The 22,784-nt window shown below is 58.5% G+C and carries 12 protein-coding genes; 2 read left to right on the plus strand and 10 right to left on the minus strand.

What is annotated here, in order from left to right; translation table 11 throughout:
* Positions 1-66: 66 nt before the first annotated feature.
* The 4 genes from DKK74_RS05310 to DKK74_RS05325 all read right to left on the minus strand — a co-directional run bounded on the left by DKK74_RS05310 (position 67) and on the right by DKK74_RS05325 (position 6,550).
* Positions 67-1,776 carry an MFS transporter gene (locus tag DKK74_RS05310; RefSeq protein WP_110413124.1) on the minus strand — a complete coding sequence of 570 codons (1,710 nt, stop codon included), beginning with the start codon at positions 1,774-1,776 and terminating at the stop codon, positions 67-69.
* Entirely contained in the window at positions 1,776-4,382 is a 2,607-nt protein-coding gene (locus DKK74_RS05315; RefSeq protein WP_110413125.1) for an alpha-L-rhamnosidase, read from the minus strand. Before DKK74_RS05315 ends, DKK74_RS05310 begins: the two co-directional genes overlap by 1 nt.
* 154 nt (positions 4,383-4,536) lie before the next feature.
* Positions 4,537-5,847 (minus strand): ATP-binding protein, encoded by a 1,311-nt coding sequence (locus tag DKK74_RS05320; RefSeq protein WP_181414932.1) that lies wholly within the window; start codon positions 5,845-5,847, stop codon positions 4,537-4,539.
* Positions 5,837-6,550 carry a LytR/AlgR family response regulator transcription factor gene (locus tag DKK74_RS05325; RefSeq protein ID WP_110413127.1) on the minus strand — a complete coding sequence of 238 codons (714 nt, stop codon included), beginning with the start codon at positions 6,548-6,550 and terminating at the stop codon, positions 5,837-5,839. Before DKK74_RS05325 ends, DKK74_RS05320 begins: the two co-directional genes overlap by 11 nt.
* A 157-nt stretch (positions 6,551-6,707) precedes the next feature.
* Between DKK74_RS05325 and DKK74_RS05330 the strand changes: the two genes are divergently transcribed.
* Positions 6,708-8,054, plus strand: coding sequence for an MFS transporter (locus DKK74_RS05330; protein WP_181414933.1), 1,347 nt, complete (start codon positions 6,708-6,710; stop codon positions 8,052-8,054).
* Positions 8,055-8,185: 131 nt separating this feature from the next.
* Here the strand turns inward: DKK74_RS05330 and DKK74_RS05335 are convergent, their stop codons facing one another.
* From DKK74_RS05335 to DKK74_RS05345, 3 genes are all read right to left on the minus strand, one after another.
* On the minus strand, positions 8,186-9,382 hold the full coding sequence (locus DKK74_RS05335; RefSeq protein ID WP_110413129.1) for an Mrp/NBP35 family ATP-binding protein: 1,197 nt from the start codon (positions 9,380-9,382) through the stop codon (positions 8,186-8,188).
* Between the two features lie 69 nt (positions 9,383-9,451).
* On the minus strand, positions 9,452-12,040 hold the full coding sequence (gene ligA / locus DKK74_RS05340; protein WP_110413130.1) for an NAD-dependent DNA ligase LigA: 2,589 nt from the start codon (positions 12,038-12,040) through the stop codon (positions 9,452-9,454).
* Positions 12,033-15,428 (minus strand): tetratricopeptide repeat protein, encoded by a 3,396-nt coding sequence (locus tag DKK74_RS05345; RefSeq protein WP_258334467.1) that lies wholly within the window; start codon positions 15,426-15,428, stop codon positions 12,033-12,035. The genes ligA and DKK74_RS05345 overlap by 8 nt, the downstream gene beginning before the upstream one ends.
* A 50-nt stretch (positions 15,429-15,478) precedes the next feature.
* On the opposite strand from DKK74_RS05345, the gene DKK74_RS05350 reads away from it, so the two are divergent.
* Positions 15,479-17,737, plus strand: a complete 2,259-nt coding sequence (locus DKK74_RS05350; protein WP_146210545.1) for a hypothetical protein — start codon at positions 15,479-15,481, stop codon at positions 17,735-17,737.
* A gap of 18 nt (positions 17,738-17,755) precedes the next feature.
* Here DKK74_RS05350 and DKK74_RS05355 read toward each other — a convergent pair whose 3' ends face one another.
* The 3 genes from DKK74_RS05355 to DKK74_RS05365 all read right to left on the minus strand — a co-directional run bounded on the left by DKK74_RS05355 (position 17,756) and on the right by DKK74_RS05365 (position 22,754).
* Entirely contained in the window at positions 17,756-19,993 is a 2,238-nt protein-coding gene (locus tag DKK74_RS05355) for an exo-alpha-(1->6)-L-arabinopyranosidase (protein WP_110413132.1), read from the minus strand.
* Between the two features lie 71 nt (positions 19,994-20,064).
* Positions 20,065-21,441, minus strand: a complete 1,377-nt coding sequence (locus DKK74_RS05360; RefSeq protein ID WP_110413133.1) for an MFS transporter — start codon at positions 21,439-21,441, stop codon at positions 20,065-20,067.
* Between the two features lie 131 nt (positions 21,442-21,572).
* Positions 21,573-22,754 (minus strand): pyridoxal phosphate-dependent aminotransferase, encoded by a 1,182-nt coding sequence (locus DKK74_RS05365; RefSeq protein WP_110413134.1) that lies wholly within the window; start codon positions 22,752-22,754, stop codon positions 21,573-21,575.
* Positions 22,755-22,784 lie beyond the last annotated feature (30 nt).

The raw sequence follows: 22,784 nt of genomic DNA on the forward strand, positions 1-22,784 counted from the left end.
TCGTTGTTTGTGCGACTTTGATGCTTGATGAACAAGCACCGAGTCTTGCTTCTCTACCCCCTGCTGCTACTGCTCAAGATGGAGCTTGCGCTTCCAACTCAGCAGAATTTTTTGTCTATCCTGATACTTGGATTCCTCCTTTTCGAAGTCCAGCCCTTTCCTGACGCATCGTTGGCGTAGTTCTTCCTGTCTTACGGATTCGGCCTTTCTATCCGCCTCATCCTGTTCCCGTTGCAGACGGACGGAAGGGTCCAACCACTCTCCACCTGCCGCCAAAACCTTCTCTTTCTGATGCCTGAGAATCAAGGCATGGTCCTCGTCCGAATGGCGTTCCACATTGAGAAAAATCATGAGAACCGCGATGGCCGCATAACAGACCAATTCGAAACCTATGTAGCAGACAACCAGCACTGACTGGACTGTTCTGTTCTGTCGAGGCAGAGAAGGGTCATAACCTGACGCGGTGAGAAGCATATTGATCAGACCGCTGCCTAAGCCAGTCATTCCAACCATGATCGCCCCATAGACGGCCATGGTGAATCCATCCGAACGGAACCCGTTTTTAGCCTCCAAGTGGTCCAGTACATCGGAAAGAAGAGCCAAAGTCACATACATGGCAGGAATGGAGCCGACCCCCTTCAAGGCGACACCTATGCAGACCATTTTCAGGCTATGAACGTCAATAAGGCTGAATGATCCTCCGATGACGGCAATGACCATCCCCCAGGCCACAGCTTTCCTCTTGCCCAGCTTATTGGCGATCGGCCAAGCCAGGACCATGCCAATAGCAGTGGGGATGCCGCCGATCAGACCAAGAGCGCTCATAGCCCCGCCTGCGGCTCCCTCCCCGGTCACATCGTTGAACATCCACCGGCTGTAGTAGCTCATAGAACCGTTTTTGACCATGCCGGAAAGCTGGAATAGAAGGAAATATAGGATGATGACCCACCAGAAAGGTTCAGTCATGCAGGCTTTGACCTGTCTTGCCATGGGTAACTTTGTCTCTTTGATCTTGAGCTTGAGATTCTCTTCGGTTATCCGTTCACGGGTGAAGTAGTACTCGCAGAGAATACCGAGAAAAGTGATCAGACAGAGGACTAAAATTACCACCTTCCAGTGATTGTATGAGGCCTGTGTATCAATGACCCCCCCATGATCTACGAACAGAAAACCCTGAAGGAGGACCGGCACCAGTATGCTGGCGCCGATACCAACTGCAGCCACGCCTGCTGCGTTGGACAAAGTGGCCAGGAGCCCCCGCTGATTGGTGTTGCGGGTAGAAAGATTGACCATAGAACTGTGAGCCGTATAGAACATAGGGTATGCCAACGCGTAGTAAAGGTTATAGGAGACGCAAATCCAGACCATCTGCATCGTCGGCGAGGAGTTCCTAGGAGTCATGAAAAGGCCGATGATGGCAACCATAAGAATCGGAGCCGACAAAAGAAGATAAGGCCTTGCCTTGCCCTGAGGGGTTCTGGTCAAATCCATCATTCGTCCCACCAGAAGATTACCCAGAACCACGACTATGACGGAGACCATTGGCATAAAGGTTGCAAAGAGACCGAATTTGCTCTTATCGGTCCAGTGGAGAATATCCGAATAGTACCTGTTCAGATAAGAGGCGAAGATGGCATTCGAGATAAGGGCGCACAATGGTCCTACAAGATAACCGAGAACCATTTCCTTGATCTGGACATTGGCCGAGGTGATGCGGGTGCGCAACCAGCTCGAAGAAAAGAACTGTTCTAATAGATTTATTTTCTGCTGAGCCATCAGTTTTTGTCCTCTTCTTGCCTTGTTCCCAAGTTGATGGTCTGATTAACCTGGTGATCACCAGGACAGAGATCTTGTGTCTGCCCCCCCTGCAATTCCAGGCGACAACGTGTCCCTATAGGAACATGGACACGAACGGCAAGAAGGGAATCCTCAACCTTCCAGGAGGCACTAATAGTGCCGTAGGGAGTCTGAACGTGTCCCTTGGCCCAGTTCAGGCTGGAGTGAATAATGGGTTTAAATCTGAAGGTACGATATCCTGGATCGATCATCTCAATTCCGAGTACGCGACGGTAGAGGAAGTCTCCCACGGCACCTGATGCATAATGGTTGTAGGAAATCATCAGATCAGTGCCGTCATCACCGATAGGACACTGACCGGATTCGTCAAGGCCATCCCAGCGTTCCCATATCGTTGTGGCGCCCATTTTCACCTCGTAAAGCCAAGATGGACAGGTATCGTTCAACAGCATCCGATACGCAGCATCTACTTGTCCGTTATCAGCCAGAGCAAAGAGGATATAAGGCGTCCCAGGAAATCCGGTGCCGATTCGGTACCCATTCTCTTTTACCAGCTCGGCCAGGCGAGCTGCTGCTTCTTTTCTTTCTTCCCCTTTGAACATGTGCAAGTAGAGAGGGAGGACATACGCTGTCTGGAATTCTTTTTTCAGATGCCCCCGTCCATCAGTAAAAACCGATATGTAAGCATCAGCCACCTTGTCGGCCAACAGGTCGTACTCCTGTGCCTCACGATCCTTGCCTAGCTCTCTTGCCACTTTTGCCAGGGTCCGGCTGGTGTTGTTGAGACTTGCTGTGGCTGTCCAAGGACTCCGGGCCTGCCATTGAGACATTTTGGGAAGGTCAGGTGCCACCCAATCGCCGAAATGAACCACTGCTGGGGTGTGCCAGATGTATCGCCTCTTACCTATACCCCAAAGCCCAGCCCAGAACCGGCAGGCACGAACATAGCGTTGCATTACCGGATACATCCGTTCCAGGAGATCAATATTGCCTCGAGCCTGATATTCGGCCCACGGTACCAAGACACAGGCATCTCCCCACCAGTCAACGGCCATCGTGGGCATCGTGTCCGGGAATCCGAACCCCTGCGCTGGCACTGTGTTCGGTATTCCGCCAGTCCGCGCTTGCTCATCGGCTACATCCTTCAGCCATTTGTCAAGGAATCGACTCATATCGAAGTTGTAGCAGGCTGTTGGAGCGAAGACTGCGATATCGCCTGTCCACCCCATACGTTCGTCCCTTTGGGGACAGTCTGTTGGTATATCCATCAAGTTGGATTTGGCACCCCAGACAATATTGCTCTGCAAACGGTTCAGCCTGGGTTCTGAACATGAAAAATCCCCGGTCACAGGCATATCTGAGTAGAGAGCCAGACCTTCAACTTGGATCCTGCCAGCTGATATGCCGCTGACGGAAACGTACCTGAACCCCATATATGTAAAGCGAGGGGAATAAACCTGGCGGCCCTGGCGACAGATATAGGTCAAGGTCGCTTTGGCCGTACGAAGGAACCGGGTGTTGAGGCTGCCATCCGGGTTGAGGATTTCGGAGTGACGGACCTTGATGATCTGCCCTTCTTTCCCATCGATGGTCAGCCTAACCACACCCGCAAAATTTTGACCCATATCATAAACCAGCTCATTAGAGGAGAGTCTGGATACGCTAATAGGCTTCAAGACTTCGTGGGGCCGAACCGGACTACCATAGTCAGCAACCAGAAGAGGATGGATTTTCGGCTTCTCAATAGCTGCAGGGTGCCAGTCAGGACCCATTTGCGACTCACTCAAATCGATCCTGGCATCGTAGGTCTCACCGTCATACAGGTCAGCCATCCGGCAGGGACCGTTCAAAGTGACTGACCAATCCTTATCAGTGCCAATGATCTGACTGGTGCCATCTTCGAACTCAATCCGAAGCTCGGCCAAGAGCGCCTGACGGTCTGCGCTAATCCTGTTTTTCCTAGTAAAGGAAAAGGATCCTACAGCCCACCCACCGGCCACCACGGCTGTGATCTCCTTCTGACCGCCACCGGCCAGAAGATTTGTGACATCGTAAGTCTGGTACTGGAGCTTGGAGGCATAGGATGTGAAGCCGGGGGCGAAATACCGATCGGAGACCTCCTTGCCATTTATGGTGAAGTCGTAGATACCCAAAGCAGTGGTATAAAGACGTGCCCTGATGACCTTCCCCTCCTTCAAGGAGCAAACTCTCCGAAAAACCATAGGGGAAGGCGAAACCTTCTTTTCATGAAACCTATAGGTGCCGTCCGTGATCCATTTGGCCTGCCAAGGGGTTCCCATGCGTCCGGTTTCGAATTGGGCAACGGCAAAGGCAGACTGACCGAGCGTATCCCTGACGTTCAAGTCGAGGTTGTAGCTGGTGAAGGGCTTTAAATCAGGACCCCCATATCTGATAGACATATCATCGCCAGGATTACCCACCCATGAATTCACCTTGAGGGTGGCTGATTCCATGCGATCATCCTGACAGTCACTGTCAAGATTGAAAGTGAAAAGGGGATGAACTGAATCAGTGACGCAGCCCTCGGTCATATTCTCAACAGCAAGACGGCCCACCGTCAGCATCTTTGCCTCTTCTCGATTACTACGGCGAGAGGGTCACCTTAAGCTGCCCGCGGTCTCGTCGTTTCTTTGTCGAATACCCTCTAAGGCTCTCGCATGAGAAGTGAGCGACCAAGCTGCATGACACGAAAGGTTCTTTTAGATACACGAAATGAATTCAGGGTACAGGAAGAAGGATATTAAGTCGGAAAATCCCCTGCGAGTCATCAACCACCATATACCCCTTATAACGCGTCACGATCATACGCATGGAACGCATGCCAAACCCGTGATAGCGCGCATCAGATTTGGTGGTGACCGGCAGATCGTCTTTGAAAATCAGCCTTCCCTTGTAGGGGTTCTCCAAGTGGATCACCGCCATTCCTTTGTCAGGATGCACAATCAACCTGATGTACTTATCTGTCATGACATCCAGGGAATCCGTAGCCTCTATGGCGTTGTCCATGGCATTGGCAAACAGGGAATATACGTCCCCCTGCCTCATAAAGTCCAGGCAAGAACCATCTATCATACGGTCGAATTGAATGCCACGCTTTTGACAGAGCAGGGCTTTACCAGCCAACAGTATTTCCAGCGCTTCATTCCCAGCCTTGACTTTGGTGTCATAGACATCAATCAAAGTATTAAGGTCCTTGATCTCATCCTTATCCAAGGCAGTTCCCAGATCGTTGATCTCTTTCTTGATGTCATGGGCTTTGATGTTGATGAGATCGACTGTTTCTTTGTCGTGCTGCATCTGCTGCTCCTGCTGTGCCAGAAGACGCTGCAGCATGAGCCCATCCTGCTCGGCCGCCCTGCGACCAGATATCTCATCAAGCAAGACCAGAATGAAAATGCACGTGATCAAACGGGTGAGTGTGAACATCAGATAAGCCAGAACTGGGATGCGGGTGTTTCCTACAAGTTCATCGAAAAGACAGGCAAAGACGTTTACACACAACATCACGCCAACAAGTATGAGCGGAATGTGCTTGCTGACCGTGCTGGGTGGTGCATGTTCGACTATGGAACGCGCAAAGACCCTATATACGACAGGCAGGAGAGCCAGGAAGATCACCGGATAAACCAAATAGGACAGCATGTCGCCACGCATATCTGTGAAGCTTTTCAGCAGGGAAACAATGATCTGGGCGCCGCAATAGATCAAATGCTGAGTAGCTACGCCCGCCACCAGGTAAAAGACAGCCTGTCCCGTGCTCAAGCACAGGCATATCTTCATGGCAGCCAGACACATAGCATAGAAAACGGTGACCCTAAGGATGAGGGTATAAGGGTTCTGATGTACAAGTTCTGCCCAAACAAGGCAGATGATCAACATGAGCGTCAATGATAGACCCATCCGGAAAAAGATCGGAGGACGACGATCCAACTTCCATGTATAGAGACCGATTGAGAGAATCAGCTCAAATAAGAATCCCGACGACTGGAAGAACCAAAGAACGGTCTCAATCGGGTCTTCAGATAACATGGTCATTGCCGATGCAAGTGACGAGTTGAGCCATGAAAGTCTTACGGTAGACTCGGCCGATAGTTAAAACAGACCCATTTAGGAGGGTGATCTCCTCCCCCTTTACCAGACGTATATAACGCTGATTGACTAGAAAGGACTTAGATGAGCGAATAAAACCATGTCCCTGGAGCATGTCTTCCACTTCTTGAAGACTGCCCACCCCATGTATCAGACCCTTGTCGGTATGGAAATCCAACTGATGGCGTCGAACCTCGATGTAGGCCAAGTCCCGCAGGAAAATACGTTGACCCTTTGACCTGTATCTTATGGTAATGGTATCAGCTTGCTGCCGACACAGGGACACGGCCCTGTCCATTTTCCTATTGAAATCCTCTTTAGTAAAGGGTTTTACAATATAGTCTAAAGCCGAAACTTCATATCCTTTGACTGCATATTGAGCCATATTGGTCACGAAGATAATAATGACTTTCTGATCCATGTGCCTTATTCGCCTGGCAGCTTCGAGCCCATTCATATTGGGCAGATCAATATCCATGAAAATCAGGTCGTACCGAATCCGATACGGCTCAACTAAGGCCGTGGGCTCACGAAAATCGGTTATTTCGATCCTCGCCTTTGTCTTGTCCATGTAATCATCCAGACAGCGGTGCAACCAGGCTGTGGCGGGCTCATCATCCTCGACAAGGGCTACCGTCAACATTCAGCACTCCTTCTCGACCTATCAATCCTGAGCATACAGTATGGCGTTGGAAAGTTAATGGTCGATCTTGCCGCAAATAGTCATGCCTCCGATTACCATCAACATTAATATTGTCCGTAATTATGCCTTATATAGGGCCAAAGTCAGGGGTGGTGAAGTGCGCTGGCTGCGTGAGTTCATGGAGTTGCCCGTATATTTGCGAGCCATGCTCATCGTAGACCTCATGTGCAACTTCGGCATCGGCCTGGTCATGCCCATCGAGCTGCTCTTCGCCACCCATTCCCTGGGCGCGACCATGAGCGAGGCAGCGCTCCTCGTGACCATCAGCTCTGTAGGGTCCCTGATCTCCAATCCCATCATCGGCTGGGTCTCGGACCGTCACTCCTCATGGCTGGCCATGCACACAGCCATGATCTTCTCGGTCATCGGCCCCCTGATCTTCACCATGGCCCACGACTATCGTGCGGCAGTGGCGGGAGCCTTCGTATCAGGCCTAGGGATGGGCATGCAGACCTCCTGGGCCAGCATTCTGACGCAGATCTCCACCAGGAAGCAGCACCGAATCGTCTACGGCATCAACCAGGCCGAACTAAACCTGGGCATCGGCCTTGGAGCGGCCGTTGGCGGACTGCTGGCCGCCGGTGGTCAGGACTTTCTCTATCGGCTCGGCTTCGGCGGTAGGGCCCTGGGATTCGCCCTGCTCAGTCTGTCCCTGCTGGTCATCGAACGACACTGGCAGCTGCGACGATTGACGGCTGAGCTCAAGGCCAAGGCGGAACAGGAGGTCGTCCAGGAATCCGTACAGTCCACCAATGCTCTGCAGGCCAGCCGATCGGACAGCACAGAAAGCAAGACCGTCAACGGCACCTTTGGAGGGCGGACCAGCTCCCTGACCAGGGTGCTGGCCTCCATGATCCTGCTGACCCTCGGCACCTTCTTCATGGATCTGTTCGGCTACTCCCAGTTCGACGCCGGCCTGGTCACCACCCTGATTTCGGATCCGCACATCCCACGCTGGTCTCTTTCGGTGGTGGATGTGGTCAATACCTTCTCGGTGGTCATCATGAACATCGTGCTGCTACCCCGGCTCAAAGATGCCAACCATGTGCGCCTGCTGCGCACCGTGCCGGTCTTCTGGGCTGCGGCCTGGATGATTATCGTCCTGGGCCTGCGCCTGGATTCCACCCCCGGCGCTCTGAGCGTCGCCTCCCTGGGCATCACCATCTTCGGACTGGGCGAGGTCATGATGGGCATCTCCCAGCCGGTGGTGGCCGCTGAGCTGGCCGGACCATCGTTCAGCGGACGCATGTTCGGCCTGCTCAACACGGCCGCCTCCCTGGGCTACATCGTGGGACCCATGTTCGCCTCCTACATCCTGGCAGGCCATGAGGTCATTCCCTTCCTGGCCATGTGCGCCATCGGCCTGGTCCTGCTGGCAGTCCCCTGGTTCCTGGCCATCCCCTCGCGACAGATCACCAGCCGGAAGAGCCCGGCCGGCGTCTAGCTTCAGACAAAACGCGGCACCGGATTAAAACTCCAAGGTTGGCTAAATTCGGAGGATGGCCGAGAAGGCATACCCACAGTGGCCAGTCCAGCGGACTGAGTCATCTCTCTAAAGTCGGTCCTCGTTGAGAGTCAGTCCTCACCAGCGGCCCGACGGGCATCGCCGGGCTCCGAACCCTCCATCAGGGTCTTGGCCAGGTCCACAAATCGCATGGTCAGCGGCGAATCATCCAGGGAGCCATCCGGTCTGAGTACGGCCGGCCGGCCGGACTCCCCCGATTCGCGCAGGTCGGTCTGCAGGGGCAACTGCTCCAGCAGGGGCACCTGATACCCCAGATCCCGGGTCAGCTGATCAGCCACACGCTGGCCGCCTCCCTGCCCGAAAATGCGCAGCCGCTCGCCATTGTGCTCGTACCAGGACATGTTTTCAATCACACCCTGGACCTTGGTGGGCAGCTGGAGGGCCACCAGCCCTGAACGCACGGCCACCTGCGAGGCCGAGGGCTGAGGGGTGGTGACCACGATCAGCCGGCTGTTGGGCAGGGCCTGGGCCACCGATAGGGCCATGTCCCCGGTACCTGGGGCCAGATCCAACAAAAGCACATCGGGGTCTCCCCACCAGACATCGGAAAGGAATTGCTCCAGCGAGCGCTGTAGGCGTGGACCCCTCCAGAGAATGGCCCGGTCCGACCCGGCGAACATGCCGATGGAAATCAGCTTGACCCCCCATGCGGTGACCGGCATCAGCATGCCGTGCAGATTGGTGGGCCGGCTGTGTACACCGAAGAGCCCAGGCAGGGAGAATCCGTAGATGTCCGCGTCGATGGCAGCCGTGTCATAGCCTAGGGCAGCCAGCGTGGCCGCAAGATTGACCGTCACCGAGGACTTGCCCACGCCGCCCTTGCCCGAGGCAATGGCGAAGATGCGGGTGCCCACGCCGGGCTTGGAGAAGGGGTTGCTGCGCCGGGCGGCCTTGAGGTCGGCTACCAGGTTGTCCAGCTTTTCCCGGCTCATGGAGGAGACATCGATATGCGGGCGCAGCCGGGCTCGCGGATAGGAAGTCACGGTCCCGTTGATCTGGTTGGTGATGGTGGCCGACAGCGGGCATCCCTTGATGGTCAGCTCCACCCGCACGGTCACCTCATAATCGGCCTGGGCATCCCTGGCTGGCTCGACAATGATGTCGGTGATCATGCCCAAATCGGTAATGGACCGTCCCAGCTCTGGATCGATGACCCGACTGAGCCGCTCATAGACCTCCCCCTTGATTCTTCGAGGCAGCTCCTCCAGATCCCGGGTCCCTTCCTTGCGATGCTCTACTTGTTCCATGCCGTCACCATATCGCGCCCAGCCATCGGCTGCTAGGGCGCGGCTGGTCGGATATTGCGAATGTCACAATCAACCTTGGGCTGGGCTGGGATCGCCAGTGTCAAGCAGGCGGTGGAAGGCCGCCTCGTCCAGGATTGGCAGGCCCAGGCTCTCAGCCTTTTCGGCCTTGGATCCCGGGTTGGCGCCCACCACCACATAGGTGGTCTTTTTACTTACGGATCCTGAGGCCTTGCCGCCGCGCTCCACGATGGCCTCCTTGGCGGAGTCCCTGGAGAAGTCCTCCAGGCTGCCAGTGACCACAACGGTCATGCCCTTTAGAGTCTGTGGCTTAGTGCTGCGCTCGACATGAGCGCCCACGCCAGCTGCCTGCCAGGCATCCAGGATGCGTCCACGCCAGTCGTCGGGCTGCCGAGCACCCTGGAACCAGTCGTGGATGGAATGCGCGATCTCGGGGCCCACGCCGTCCAGCTCGGACAGGTCCTCCACGCTGGCTTCCTCCACGGCCTTGAGCGACGGGAAGCGGGTGGCGATGGCCCGGGCCGAGGTCGGTCCCAGGTGTCGGATGGACAGGGCCACCAGGACCCTCCACAGGTCGGCATGCTTGGCTTTGTCGATCTCTTCAAGCATCTGCAGGGTGTTCCTGGAGGGTTGGGCGTCGGCACTGCCCAGGGCGGCCTCCTGGACCTGGGTCTCATGGCTGTTCATAGCCCGCTCGCCCTGGCCAGCCTGGGCGCTCTTGGGCAGGTTGTAGAAGGCAGGCACCCGGTACCAGAGACCGCTGCCGCCAGTCCGGCGCTTGGTTGTGGCACGTCCCTGCCGGCCTTCGACCTCCGCCTGCTCCATCAGGGGAACCTCACGCCAGACATAGACCTGGCGCAAATCCTCCACCTTCAAGTCGAAGAGACCCGCCTCGCTGGTCAGGACAGGTTCCTGACGAGGCGGAAGCTTCAGGTCCGGGTCCGGCTGATACTGGGCTGCCTGGCCGCCTTGGTCGACCAGGACCTCACGCAGTCCGGGAGCGTAGACCTCCACGGAACCGGGCCGGTTCTCATCGGGGTTGGTCAGGGCTATGGCGCTCTGCTCCCCCAGATGCTCGATGTCCAGAGCCTTTCGCGAGGCCATGTGGATGATCCGCTCGGTCAGCTGGGCCGGGCAGGACTCCACATTGGGGCAGCGGATGTCCACATCACCCTCCTTGGCCGGGGCCAGCCGGGCACCGCAGCTGGGGCAGGTCTCGGGCATGATGAAGGGTCTCAATTCCTTTTCGCGCCCCTTCCTGGCCTCGACGACCGGTCCGACCAGCTCGGGGATGACATCGCCCGCCTTGCGAACCACGACCGTGTCCCCGATCAGAATGCCCTTGCGCTTGATCTCAGAGGCGTTGTGAAGGGTGGTCCTGGAGACCGTGGATCCTGCAACAGTGACCGGAGTGAGAACAGCCACCGGGGTGATTCGCCCGGTCCGGCCCACCTGGACGGTGATATCCAGAAGCCGGGTATTGACCTCCTCCGGCGGGTACTTGTAGGCAACGGCCCAGCGAGGGGCACGGGAGGTAGCTCCCAGCCTGCGCTGGAGATCCCGATCCTGGAGCTTGACGACGATGCCGTCCAGGGCGTGTTCAATGTCATTGCGGTGCTGGCCGTAATAGTCGATCATGTCCAGGATCTGGTCGAATGAGGTAACAACCCGGTTGTGGGGAGAGACCGGAATCCCCCATTGCTTATAAAGGTCGTAGGCCTGGGACTGGTCGATGACCTCGTCGTGGGTCCCCTTGGGATGTGCCGGGCCCCACGTCAAGGAGCCCAATCCATGGGCATAGAAGCTCAGACGGCGGCTGGCCGTGATGCGCGGATCCTTTTGCCTCAGGGATCCAGCGGCGGCGTTGCGAGGGTTGGCGAAGGGCGCCTTTCCCTCCTGCTCCTGCTGCTCATTCAGGGCTTTGAAGTCGTCGAACCGCATGAAGACCTCACCACGGACCTCCACGAACTCGGGAATATCACTGGCAGGCCCAGACAGGTTCTGCGGAATGCTCGAAATGGTCCTGACGTTCAGGGTGATGTCCTCCCCGGTAACGCCGTCTCCCCTGGTCAGGCCCTGCTCCAGAACCCCGTTGCGGTAGAGAAGGTTGAGGGCCAGGCCGTCAATCTTGACCTCGCTGGTCATAGGCAGGGCCTTGTCCCGCGGCCAGTCGAGCTCGCTGCGAAGCCCCTCATACCACTGGCGCAGCTCGGCGACACTGAAAACGTCATCCAGGCTGAGCATCTGGGAGGGATGGCGAACGGAGGCGAAGTCGTTGGAGAAAGTCCCTCCGACCCGGTGCGTCGGCGACTGGGGTGTGTCCAAGCTGGGGAAGCGGGACTCCAGCTCCTGCAGGCAGCGCATCCTGGCATCATATGCCGCGTCGGAGGAGACCGGCGCATCGTCTATGTAGTAGGCAACCTGGTCGGACTCCACCCAGGCAGCCAGTCTGGACCAGAGACGCTGGGCCTGTTGGGCTCCCAGAGAGTCAAGGTCCAACTCCCCCAGTCGCATGGCATCAGCATCGTCGGGCTGCAGGGAGGCTATCCATCGGTCAGTGCCCGGCCTGGGCCTGGACTCGGCACCCCCGTCCTCATCACGGGTTTGCTGGATATCTTCCTGAGCTGTTTTGTCATGCATTGAGCGACCTCATGAACTGTGCCTGTACCACATCAACACCTTCATTATCGTCGTCGTTCATCCTTGCGGCCGCCATTGACAGTGTTCGGGCCGGGACGAAGAGCCCACCGTCCACACAGATGCGCGCGGCCTGGCGCACTATCGAAGCCACCTCGGTGTGAGGCCAGACCGGCAGGCCGTGTTCTGCCAGCACCCGGCGGGCCTGCCTGTGGTCTTCGGGCAGGACCACGCACTGGGAGCGGGCCCTGGCCTGCAGCTCGGCAAGCTCGCTCTTGAGGGCTGGTATCCGATCGGGACTGATGTGCTCGCTCATCAGGTAGGCCGCTGCAGCCACGTCAAACTCGTCGCGCATCCATGAGGCATAGGCCAGGCGATAGTAGGCGAAGGAGGCGTCGTCCCGATCCAAAGCCACCCGCAGGGCGTTGAGCGTGGCAGCCCGTGCCGAATCCCAGTCCTCCCGGTTAGCCAGCATGACCGCCAGCTTCAGGTGGGAAAGCGGATAGGCGGGCGCATAGGCCACCATGGCGTTCAGATGCTTGAGGGCCGCCTGGTCCTCCTTGATCTGGGCCAGCAGGTCAGCTATCTCCAAGTGGGCATAGAAGAGGTTGTCAGGAATGAGCAGGGTCCGCTCTCCCGGTGTGGCGAAGAGGCGGTTGTAGACCACCCGCTCGGCATAGGAGTTGAAGTAGCGGGGTACCTGGCCTTCGGCCGCAAAGACGGCATCCAGATGAGCGATAGCGTCTTGTTCAACCTGTATGCCCTGGGCTGCCCCACCGGAGAAGAGCAGATCACGGGCTTTGACGCGCTCCTTGTCTAGTTGGGAGGACAGGGAGAAGTCAAAGTCTGGAACAGGGGTGCCATCGATCATGGCACTGGCAACCTGGGGGGCCAGCTGTTCCAGCTCCGGGTCGCCAATACTCTGGATGATGCCTGTGGCCGCCTGGGCCTTGGCCGCTGATGTCATGGTCCGGTCCGAGGCCAGCTGGTGGAAACCGCCTACAGCCCTCTGCAACAGGTCGGCACGCTGGATGGACAGATCCACGGCCTTATGTGCGCCCAGGGCCTTGGCAGACTTATCAGCAAAGGCCACCTCGGAGAACTCGGGTTCCTCCTGACTGCCATGGGGGCTGAAGCGGTCATCGCGCATGTCAAACTCAGCCTCAGTAGGCTTGAGCCCGCCTTGGGGATCCACCTGCATGGCCGCGTCGAAGAAGCGGTAGATGGCACGTGGATCCTTCAAACCCTGTGAACGGATGCGGGAGAGGAAGAGTTCCCTGCTGAAGACCACCGAGACCAGGGTGCGGATGGTCGGATTGCTCTGCAGGGCGCTGAGCGGATTCTGGGATTCGTTGCTGGCATCATTCGATGCATCATCAGAAGTCGACTCATCCGCGTCGGAATCATTGGCTGACGACGGCGGCGCAAAAGTAGCAGAGTCAAGGTCCACGCCCTGCATGAGATCCTTGAACTCACGATCCACAGATTCCTTTTCACCCTGATCCTCGGCCTTGTCCTCCTCGTTCCCCTCTTGCTGCTCCGGGGCCATCCGAGAGGCAATGGGCTTGGTGGGATCGCCGTGCACGTCGCCATCCTTGGGATCAGCCTTGGACCCGGTGGGGGCCACCTCGCCTGAACGCATGCGCTCAAATGCCTCCAGGGCCTGTCCCATCATGGTCCTGATCGCCGAGTTCTGCTGGTCGACAGCCTCTTCCAGACCGATGGAGTCGATCTGCAGGCTGACCTCGCGCACGGCCGGATCCACCCCGAAGGCCAGGGCAGCCATCATCAGCCCGACGCGCAGGTTGTAGTCAGCGCTCATGGCGGATCGCTCGCCGTCGTCCAGGTCCCGCCAGGCCCGCGACTGGTCCTCATAGCGGCTGGAAGGCATCATCGTGCGTCCTGCTGCAGTGAAGGCCAGGGCCACCTGTCCTTGGGAGAGGTTGGACCTGAACTCCACATCGAAGCGGAAGGGCAGCCGGAGGGAACGCATCAGCATGGACAGCGTCTGCCTGTAGACCCACTCGGAACGCACCGGCTCCTGACCCTGGCCGTCCGCTCGCACAGGCAGAGCCTGGGGAGCCTGTTGACGCACCATGACGGCGGTCGCCGCAGCCTTGTCGACCATGGCATTGATGGCAGTCCGCCCGTCGTCCTCCAGGGGGTCGAAACGAATCGGATAGTCCCCCGGGCGCAGCAAGGCGACAATGGCAGGATCATCCAAAAGTGCCTGGTCCAGCCGGGTTGCCTGGACGCGGTTGATTGAGTCCTCGGTGGGCAGCGTTCCCAGGCGGGCATTGCGCTCCAGCCAGGCGCTGACGGCGGCGAACCTGTTGAGATTGCCCTCGATGCGCAGGGCCGCAAGGGCGGCAGTGAACTCCAGCCCATTGTCCCAGCTCAGGAAGTAGGCGCCCGAATAAGAAGAAGCATACAGATGCAGGGGCTCCGCCCCATGAACGGCCTCAAGGCCTGAGACGGGCGATAGGGCCCCAGCCTCGCGCATCAGGTCGGCGAACAAATCCTCCAGACCGGAGACCCGCTGTCCATGGGAGCGCGCTTGGATCATGTCGCCCACGCTGCGTCGGATGGCTCCCATGGGCGCCTCCCGGTTGAGCCGGTAGAAGATGTTGCCCGAGCCGAACCCAGTGAAGGTTCCCTGGATGCGCGGCAGCAGGTAAGCAGCGAAGAAGGCAATGGCCACGGCATCCCTATACTCCAGGTCCAGGCGCATCTCAGGAGGCAGGAGCGGACGCAGCTGCTCAAGTGAATAGCGACCATCGGCTCGCAGCCAGGAGGCCAGCCAACGCATGTGGCCGGCATCGTCACGGCCTGCTACAGCACCCTGCAGGGCGCGGACCGGCCCCGAATCCTGACCTGGATCGCGGCCCAGCCGACGACCGTCGGCCAGGGTCACCTCCTCCTCCCGGCCCAGCAAGAAGGCAGGTTCCATGTTCTGTAAGTCCATCCGGCTCTGCTCGCCGATGAAGACCCGGCCATGGTCGTCGGCCAGAGCAATCTGGGCGAAGTGACGACGATCGGTGAAGATACCCAGCGCGAAGCCGCGGCCTGGTGCATCAGACCATTGGACCCAGCCAAGCGTCAGACCATCGGGAACGCCCTGCAGGCGCGGAAAAAGCCGACGCTTGACGGCGATGCCCAGAACACGGCTGTGGGAGGCCAGAAATTCGCGCATCTGCCGATCATCTGGGTGGTGCCCTGTCCGGTTGATCAGATCGACCATGTCGGCCACCGAAGAATCCAGGGGACGATCCCCGCGACTCCCAGCAGTCGGACGAGAGGAGCCGACCAGTCCCTCCAGTGAGGAAAGAATGGAACGGCCCAGGCCGGACAGATCCCCGAACCCCCGGGACTTCTTCGCGTTCTTGGACATACCTTTGATTGTCCCAATCCAGCCCGACATGTCGCCGTTAGAATAAAACCGTGATGACTCTGCCAGCCCTGAGACGCCCCACCCCGGCCAGGGGCGCAGCCATCCGCCTGCTGCTGGCACTTTTTGTTGTGCTCACCCTGGAACTGGGGGTCTTCAATCTGGCCCATTGGCAGTCGCTGTCGGGTTCATCCTCAAACTCTCCGACAAGGACTGCTGGCCACGTCGCCTCACAATCGCGCCAGCTGGGACCAGGACTGTCCCCGTTGCCGGGCGGAGGACTGAAAGTCACCGATCCAGCTGATGCCTGGATGGACGTCCCTGTCGCCGATGGACGGGCATCCTTCCTTCAGGCTCAGCTGGCAGAAGACATCAAGGGTTCACCCTTGTCGCAGATTCATGTACGTCTGGACCTGCACCTGGCCGGCGACAAGGGTTGGACCCAGGGCACCCGAGGGCTGATCTGCCCCGGTCAGGCCCGTAGCCACTATCTACGCATCAGAGGCAATCCCAACGGCGGTCGGATCCAGGCCATGCGACTGTGGATACAGGAGCCCGTCGGATCTCAGCTGGAGCTGACCGGAATGACTCCGGCCGATGTGGTACCCCTGGAACTCAACCCAGCGCGGATACTGATGCTGGCCTGTCTGGCGGCGCTGATCCTAGGCTACCTACCCGGCTCGGTCCTCTGGCGGACCCGGCTGGATACGGGTTCGATAAGCCAGCGCCTGGCACTGGTCCTGATTTTGGCTCCGCTTGCAGTCTGGTCCTGCTGGAGCATCCAGTATGATCTGTCCACCTTTACCCCCGTGGCCTACCATCACCCGCAGGCCTACGTCTACGACTTCAACCAGTACGATCATGTGGCGCAGGCCCTTCTGCATGGACGCCCTTGGCTGGATCTGGGCCAGGCGCCGGGTCTGTCCAAGGCAGCCAACCCCTTTGACATAGCCACCCGCAACGCACTGCTGGCCCAGGACCAGCAACCCATATATTGGGACTATGTCTATCACAATGGCCACTGGTACTCATACTTCGGTGTCCTGCCGGTACTGCTGCTCTTTCTGCCTTACAGGGCGGTGACCAGCCTGGCGCATCCGGGCGGGTATGCCCTGCCCACCAGTTCGGCTGCCGCCCTGCTGGTCACGGCGGCCACCATCATGACCGCCCTGGCCACCATCCGCCTGCTGGCCCGATGGTTCCCCCGGGTCAACCTGGCCGTGGTCGGCATGGCTCTTACAACCATGCTGGAAGGATCCGGCATGGTCTACCTCTGGTGCCGCCGCAACTTCTATACGATTCCCTTCGATGCCTCCATATTGGCGGTCATGACTGGACTCTGGCTCTGGATGGGGGCCAGACGGGTCCATCGACAGCCTGCAGATGCCAGTAAGCATTCGGATCGTGGATCAACGCGGATGTGGACCGTGGAGGACGGGGACCAACCATGGCAACTGTCCAGACCTCGACTTTTTTTGGGTTCGCTGTCAATAGCTGCCACCCTGGGCTGCCGACCCACCTTCTTGGCTGCCGGACTACTGGCGCTACCCCTGTTTGCCAAAGAAATAAGGGCAGTCATCAACACCCTGTTCGCTCGCAGGAGCCATCCTGCCGACCTGTCTAGGAAACGGGCGCTGTCGCTGCTGGTCTGTGGCCTGTTGCCAGTCATCCTGGTAGCCGCTCCCCTGCTCTGGTACAACCGCTGGCGCTTCGGGGCCCTGCTGGACTTCGGCAACAGATATCAAATGACCGTCCTGGACCTGACCAACTATCATCCTGGCACCCAAGGTCTGCTTCAGATTTTTGACTACTACCTTCTGCAGCCGTTGACCGCCCTGCCGGTCTTCCCCTACCTGCAATTCTCCCCCGCTCCCATGCGGGTCTGGCACTTCACCGAGCCTGGCCTGGGCGGGCTGTTAGTCACCACCCCGGTACTCGTACTGGCCCTTGTCCTTATCGTCCTGCCCCGAGTGCGAAAAGAACTGCAGCGCCGAGGATGGATGCCCGCCTTGATCCTGGCCCTGGCCTTAGCGGCTCTGGTTATGGCTGCAGACTCCTATGTTGGCGGGTTCTCGGTGCGCTACACCATCGACTTCGCCTGGCTGATCTGCCTGGCTGCTGTTGTAATCATGGCCGCCGCATCCTCGGCATACGAAGGCGGCCGCTCCAGAGCGGGAGCGGCCGTCATGAGCCTACTGACACTAACCTGTCTGGCTGGCCTGGTCCTGACCTTGATCAACGCCATGGTCCTGCTGGAGCACTTCGACCCCAGTCAGGCCATGAACGTAGCCGTCTGGTTCCTAGCACCCTGAGCCCAGCCGACAGTGATGTCAGGAGTCCAGGCCCTGCTGCTTGAGGGCTTGGTGATACCGGTCGACCATGTCAGCCACGATGCCATTGCCATCGCCGCCTGACAAGGTGATGACCGATGCCAGAGGCATGGTATCGAAAAGCTGAGCCGTATTGGGATCGTCAGGCAGCGGTATGCCATCCTGATCGATACGATCGCGCAAGATGGGCCCGCCAATCGAATTCTCGCGCCACTCGGCCATGGTCGATTCGGCATTCAACGGAATGAACCTGCCGTCGCCATCCACCTGCAGGTCCTCTTCTGCAACCAGATCTCGGCTGGAAGTACCCACCTGGATGCGGTAAGTGCCCGCCTCCACATGCCAGGTATCCATGGCTGTGGACCAGTAGGCGAAGTCGCGTTCAGTCAGGTCCATGCTCACTCGGCGGGACTGCCCGGCCTTCAGGAAGACCTTGGCGAAGGCCTTGAGCTCATGGCTGGGCCGGTTCACCCGGCTGGCGCAGGGGGCCACATAGACCTGCACGGTCTGAGCGCCGTCCACCTGCGAGGTGTTGGTCACCGTCACCTCCACCCGAGCCGAGTTGGCTCCGGTCTTGGTCACCGCAACCTGATCCAGGTCAAAGTCGGCATAGGACAGCCCGAACCCGAAGGGGAAGGCCACCGGACGCTGGAAGGTGTCGTAGTAGCGGTAGCCCACGTAGACGCCCTCGCCATAGCGGGAGTGACCCTCCTCGCCGGGGAAGGAGGTGATGGTGGGGTTGTCCTCCAGCCGGACCGGAATGGTTTCAGGCAGATGTCCCGAGGGATTGGCGGCGCCGGTCAGCACATCCACCACGGCGCGTCCTCCCTCCTGGCCCAGCAGCCAGGTCTCCAACAGACCCTTGGTCTTGTCCATCCAGTCGGCAACTGTCACCACGGCTCCATTGGAGAGGACGGCGACCACCCGGTCGTTGACCTCGGAGACAGCCTTGAGCAGAGCCACCTGCTTGTCAGGAAGATCCATGCTGGTGCGGTCAAAGCCCTCGGACTCGGCATCTTCAGGCAACCCCAGGAAGAGCACCACAGTGTCGGCTCCGCGCGCGACCTCAAGCGCCTGCTGGGTCAGAGCAGGATCCTGCTCCTTGTCGTTAAACGTGAACCCGGGCGCGAAGTCCACATTCATTCCGGCCTCTTTGAAGCCATCCAGAGCCGAGGAGACCTCGGTGGGCGTGATGTGCGAGGAGCCTCCGCCCTGGTAGCGCGGAGTCCGGGCGAATTCGCCGATAACGGCGACCTTCTCCTGGTGGTCAAGAGGAAGAATCCGATCTTCGTTGCGCAAGAGGACGATGGACTCCTGAGCCGCTCGACGAGCCATGTCGTTGTGCGCCTGAACATCGTAGCGATACCCCAGCTGTGACATGGCCGGACGGGCCTTGTCGATCAGGTCCAAGATCCCCTGGGCCATCCGGTCCAGTTGCTCCTTGCCCAACTTGCCAGCCTGCACGGCCTGAACCACCTGGTCGTCAGTGTGGGAGGGCGGCATCTCCAGATTGAGCCCGGCCTGCAGGGCATTGACCCTGTTGTGGACGGCCCCCCAGTCGGACATGACCATGCCCTGGTAGCCCCACTCGCCGCGCAGAACCTCCGTTAACAGCCAGCGGTTCTCCGAGCTGAAGACCCCGTTGAGCTTGTTGTAAGCGCACATGATGGTCCAGGGCTTGGCATTCCTGACCACGTATTCAAAGGCCGGCAGATAGATCTCGCGCAAAGTGCGCTCGTCCACGTCAGAGCTGACCCTGAGCCTGTCGGTCTCCTGGTTGTTGGCTGCAAAGTGTTTCAGAGAGGTTCCCACGCCCTTGGACTGGACCCCTTCGACCAGACCAGCGGCTTCATGCCCAGCCAGGACCGGATCCTCCGAGTAAAACTCGAAGTTGCGGCCGCCCAGCGGGCTGCGCTTGATGTTGATGCCGGGGCCCAGAATCACGGCCACCCTCTCCTGGATGCACTCCTCGCCCATGGCCTGGCCCACCTGGTAGGTCAGATCAGGATTCCATGAGGAGGCCAACCCAGCGGTCGGAGGGAAGCAGGTGGCCGGAACCGATCCGTAGACGTCGGAGCCTGTGGCCTTGCGCAAGCCATAAGGGCCGTCGGTGATCATATAGCCTTCATAGCCCTTGTCGGGAAGTCCCTGCAGGTGCCAGGAGTCGGATCCCGAGGTCAGCGAGGCCTCCTCTTGCAGATCCAAATCCTTGGCTTTGGTATGCGATTTTTCCGTCATGTCTATTTTCCTTTCGGATTCGATTGGCCGGGCCGCTGCTCAGCACAGGTCCGGATTACAGGTTTTCAGACTCACTTGACCTTGCGGATCATCATGATGAAGAAAGTCCCCGCCAGCAAGCAAACGATGGCAACGGGGAAGATCATCCTATACCCGCCAAAGATACCGATGACCAGGGTGGTGCACCCGGGGGCGATCACCTGACCAATGGTATTGGCCAGGTTGAGGATGCCCAGGTCCTTGCCGGCCTCCTTGGCATTCGGCAACACATCGACATTCAGCGCCTGGTCCACTGACATGTAGCAACCGTTGCCGATTCCGGCCAAGGCGGCATAAATGTACATGCCCGTTGCGGTCGGCATCAGGAAGGGGAAAACCATCCCGAGAGCAATGATCAGACAGCTGATGGCCACAATCACTTTCCGCTTCTGCAGGAAGTCCGAGAGAGGGCCCGAGACCACAGCGGCCAGGATGGTGGTGATCACCGAGAGCAGAGCCATGATCTTGAGTGTGGATGCAGCCTGGTCATCACTCAAACGGCAGTACTTCTGCAGAATGTAGAGTTGGTAGCCCTGGATCATGTAACATCCGACGATGAAAGTGAACCTGCCCAGAAGCGCCATGTAGAAGTCCCGGCTGTTCTTGGTGGGCGGTATGAAGGACCGGCCGACGTCAGCCCAAGTCCGTTCCACGACTGTGTTTGCAGCTGACTTCTCGCGCGGCCAGATCAACACGGTGAGGATTCCAGAGAAGAGGAAGATGATCATGCCGACTATCAGGCCCGTACGGATGTTGGCTATGAACGAGCTGCCGATGATGTTTCCCAGTTGCTGGCCAACCACCTGGCTGGCACCATACAGAGCCGAGTAGGTTCCCCTAGTCGATTCGGGAATCCTGTCTGAGAGGACCGCCACAGCCGGGGCTATCAGGCAGTTGATGCCCACCTGGACGATGCACCAGCCAAAGATGATCATGAAAAGGGTATGCGACTGGATGATCATCAGAAAACCAAGGGCGCCGATAATACCGCCCAGCACGATCCAGGGGGTGCGCTTGCCGACGCGGAACCTGGACATATCAGAGAGAGCGCCGAAAACAACGTTGGCCACCAAGGCGAATACGCAACCAATCGAATTCATCGTCCCTAGGGCCGCTTCGGCGCTGACCCCGTGCAGGGTATTGAAGATCTGAGGCAGAAGAACCCCCGAACCCATGGAAAAGGGCGCGGCCCAGAGCAAGGATACCAGGGCGAACCCAATGGCGAAACGGACCTTCTCCTTGCTGTTGAGCTTTCTGCCAGTATCCGGAGCCAGGCTCGCATCCATGCCTTGGTCTGCGACGGCATCTCCGGTCTCATCTGCAGAGGCCATGGCTTTGATGTCCTCTCCGACTCGTGCACCAACCCCCTCGACCGGGTCTTCCCTTCGATCCTTGTTTCCGTTCCCCATCGTTACTGCTCCTTCGTGTGCAACCTTGCAATCAGTGGCTCATCATCGAGCCCCACCAACCTCCCCCTTCCATGACGGGTGATCATTCCGAATTCATTATCGGAGCAAACCAGGAAAGAGGAGGGTTTTCTTCACAGCATTTTTTCGATAGCTGAGACGACTGAACCTACATTTCGGCGGAATTCCAAGGTTTCCGGAAGAAGCGACAGGGCCAGGTATCCGTTGCCTGGCATGTCGAAAAAGTATCCGGGCTGGCCAGTCAACCCGTAGGACCCAATCAGGCGGAGAATCAATTTCTCCTCGTCGATGACCTGGGGAAAGCGCAGCAGAACGTTCCAGCCTCCCTCGGGCCTGAGCAGGGAGACGCTGGACTGTTTTTGGCCCAATATCCGTCTAAGGCTTTCAAGATTACCCCTGACGCGCTCCCCCACTCGGCTGGTCTGACTGGGAATATTTGCCAGCATGGCTTCCATATCCCTGGTGATCAGAAGACTCATGGGCAGGTAATCATCGGCTATCAGGTCGAGCTGGCGCTTGGCCTGGGCAACCTGGTCGGCTGGCCCGGAAACCTGGATCCAGCCCACCTTGGCATGGGGAGCTGCCAGGCTCTTCGAGAACCCGTCCAGGGCGAAGGTCAGCACCTGCTTCTCACCAGCCAACCGGGCACGACCCGGCAGAGGATCCAGAGGATAGTCGAAGAAGACCTCGTCCGCTATGATGGCCACCCCATGCCCTTGGCAGAGATCCAGCAGTGACTGGCGTTCTTCAGGATGAATGTAGGAGCCTATGGGATTGTTGGGGTTGATAAGGACCAGGGCACGGATACGGTCGCCATCCGGTCCCTCCAAGGCCTGCCTGACCGTGGCCAGGTCAAGGACCCAGGATCCGTCGTAGGACAGGCGGTATGGGATTGTTCGGACGCACTCCAGTCCGGCGATGGATTCTATGAGAGGATATCCAGGCCTGGGTTCCAGAATGGCGTTGCCCGGATCGCAGAGAAGCTTCATCAGCCAGGAATAAGCCTGGGATGTGGAGGAGAGCAGATAGATGTCATCAGGATTGACCGCTGCGGCGCCCTCATTCTCATCCAATTCTTTACGCCTGGTCAGAAACTCAGCCAGGGCCTGACGGGCCTTACGAGGCCCCCTGGGTTCAGCCTCATAGACTTGGGGCAGGAATGACGGGGCCAGCCCGAAACGGGTGGGATTGGAATCATTCAGCCTGCCCAGCTTGAGACCCTGGGAGCGCGCTTCCGACTCGGCCAGAGCAATGCGATTGGGGCGGTCAGACCCTGTACGGTGAGAAAAATGCACGGTTTCTCAGCTCCTCATCCGATCCAGCAA

Source organism: Bifidobacterium asteroides (assembly GCF_003202755.1).
Lineage (GTDB): Bacteria > Actinomycetota > Actinomycetes > Actinomycetales > Bifidobacteriaceae > Bombiscardovia > Bombiscardovia asteroides_F.

Excerpts from the sequence above, each read along its gene's own strand:
- DKK74_RS05345 (WP_258334467.1), bottom strand. The coding sequence starts at position 15,428 with ATGTCCAAGAACGCGAAGAAGTCCCGGGGGTTCGGGGATCTGTCCGGC.
- DKK74_RS05360 (WP_110413133.1), bottom strand. The coding sequence starts at position 21,441 with ATGGGGAACGGAAACAAGGATCGAAGGGAAGACCCGGTCGAGGGGGTT.
- ligA (WP_110413130.1), bottom strand. The coding sequence starts at position 12,040 with ATGCATGACAAAACAGCTCAGGAAGATATCCAGCAAACCCGTGATGAG.
- DKK74_RS05310 (WP_110413124.1), bottom strand. The coding sequence starts at position 1,776 with ATGGCTCAGCAGAAAATAAATCTATTAGAACAGTTCTTTTCTTCGAGC.
- DKK74_RS05320 (WP_181414932.1), bottom strand. The coding sequence starts at position 5,847 with ATGTTATCTGAAGACCCGATTGAGACCGTTCTTTGGTTCTTCCAGTCG.
- DKK74_RS05355 (WP_110413132.1), bottom strand. The coding sequence starts at position 19,993 with ATGACGGAAAAATCGCATACCAAAGCCAAGGATTTGGATCTGCAAGAG.
- DKK74_RS05315 (WP_110413125.1), bottom strand. The coding sequence starts at position 4,382 with ATGCTGACGGTGGGCCGTCTTGCTGTTGAGAATATGACCGAGGGCTGC.
- DKK74_RS05325 (WP_110413127.1), bottom strand. The coding sequence starts at position 6,550 with ATGTTGACGGTAGCCCTTGTCGAGGATGATGAGCCCGCCACAGCCTGG.
- DKK74_RS05335 (WP_110413129.1), bottom strand. The coding sequence starts at position 9,382 with ATGGAACAAGTAGAGCATCGCAAGGAAGGGACCCGGGATCTGGAGGAG.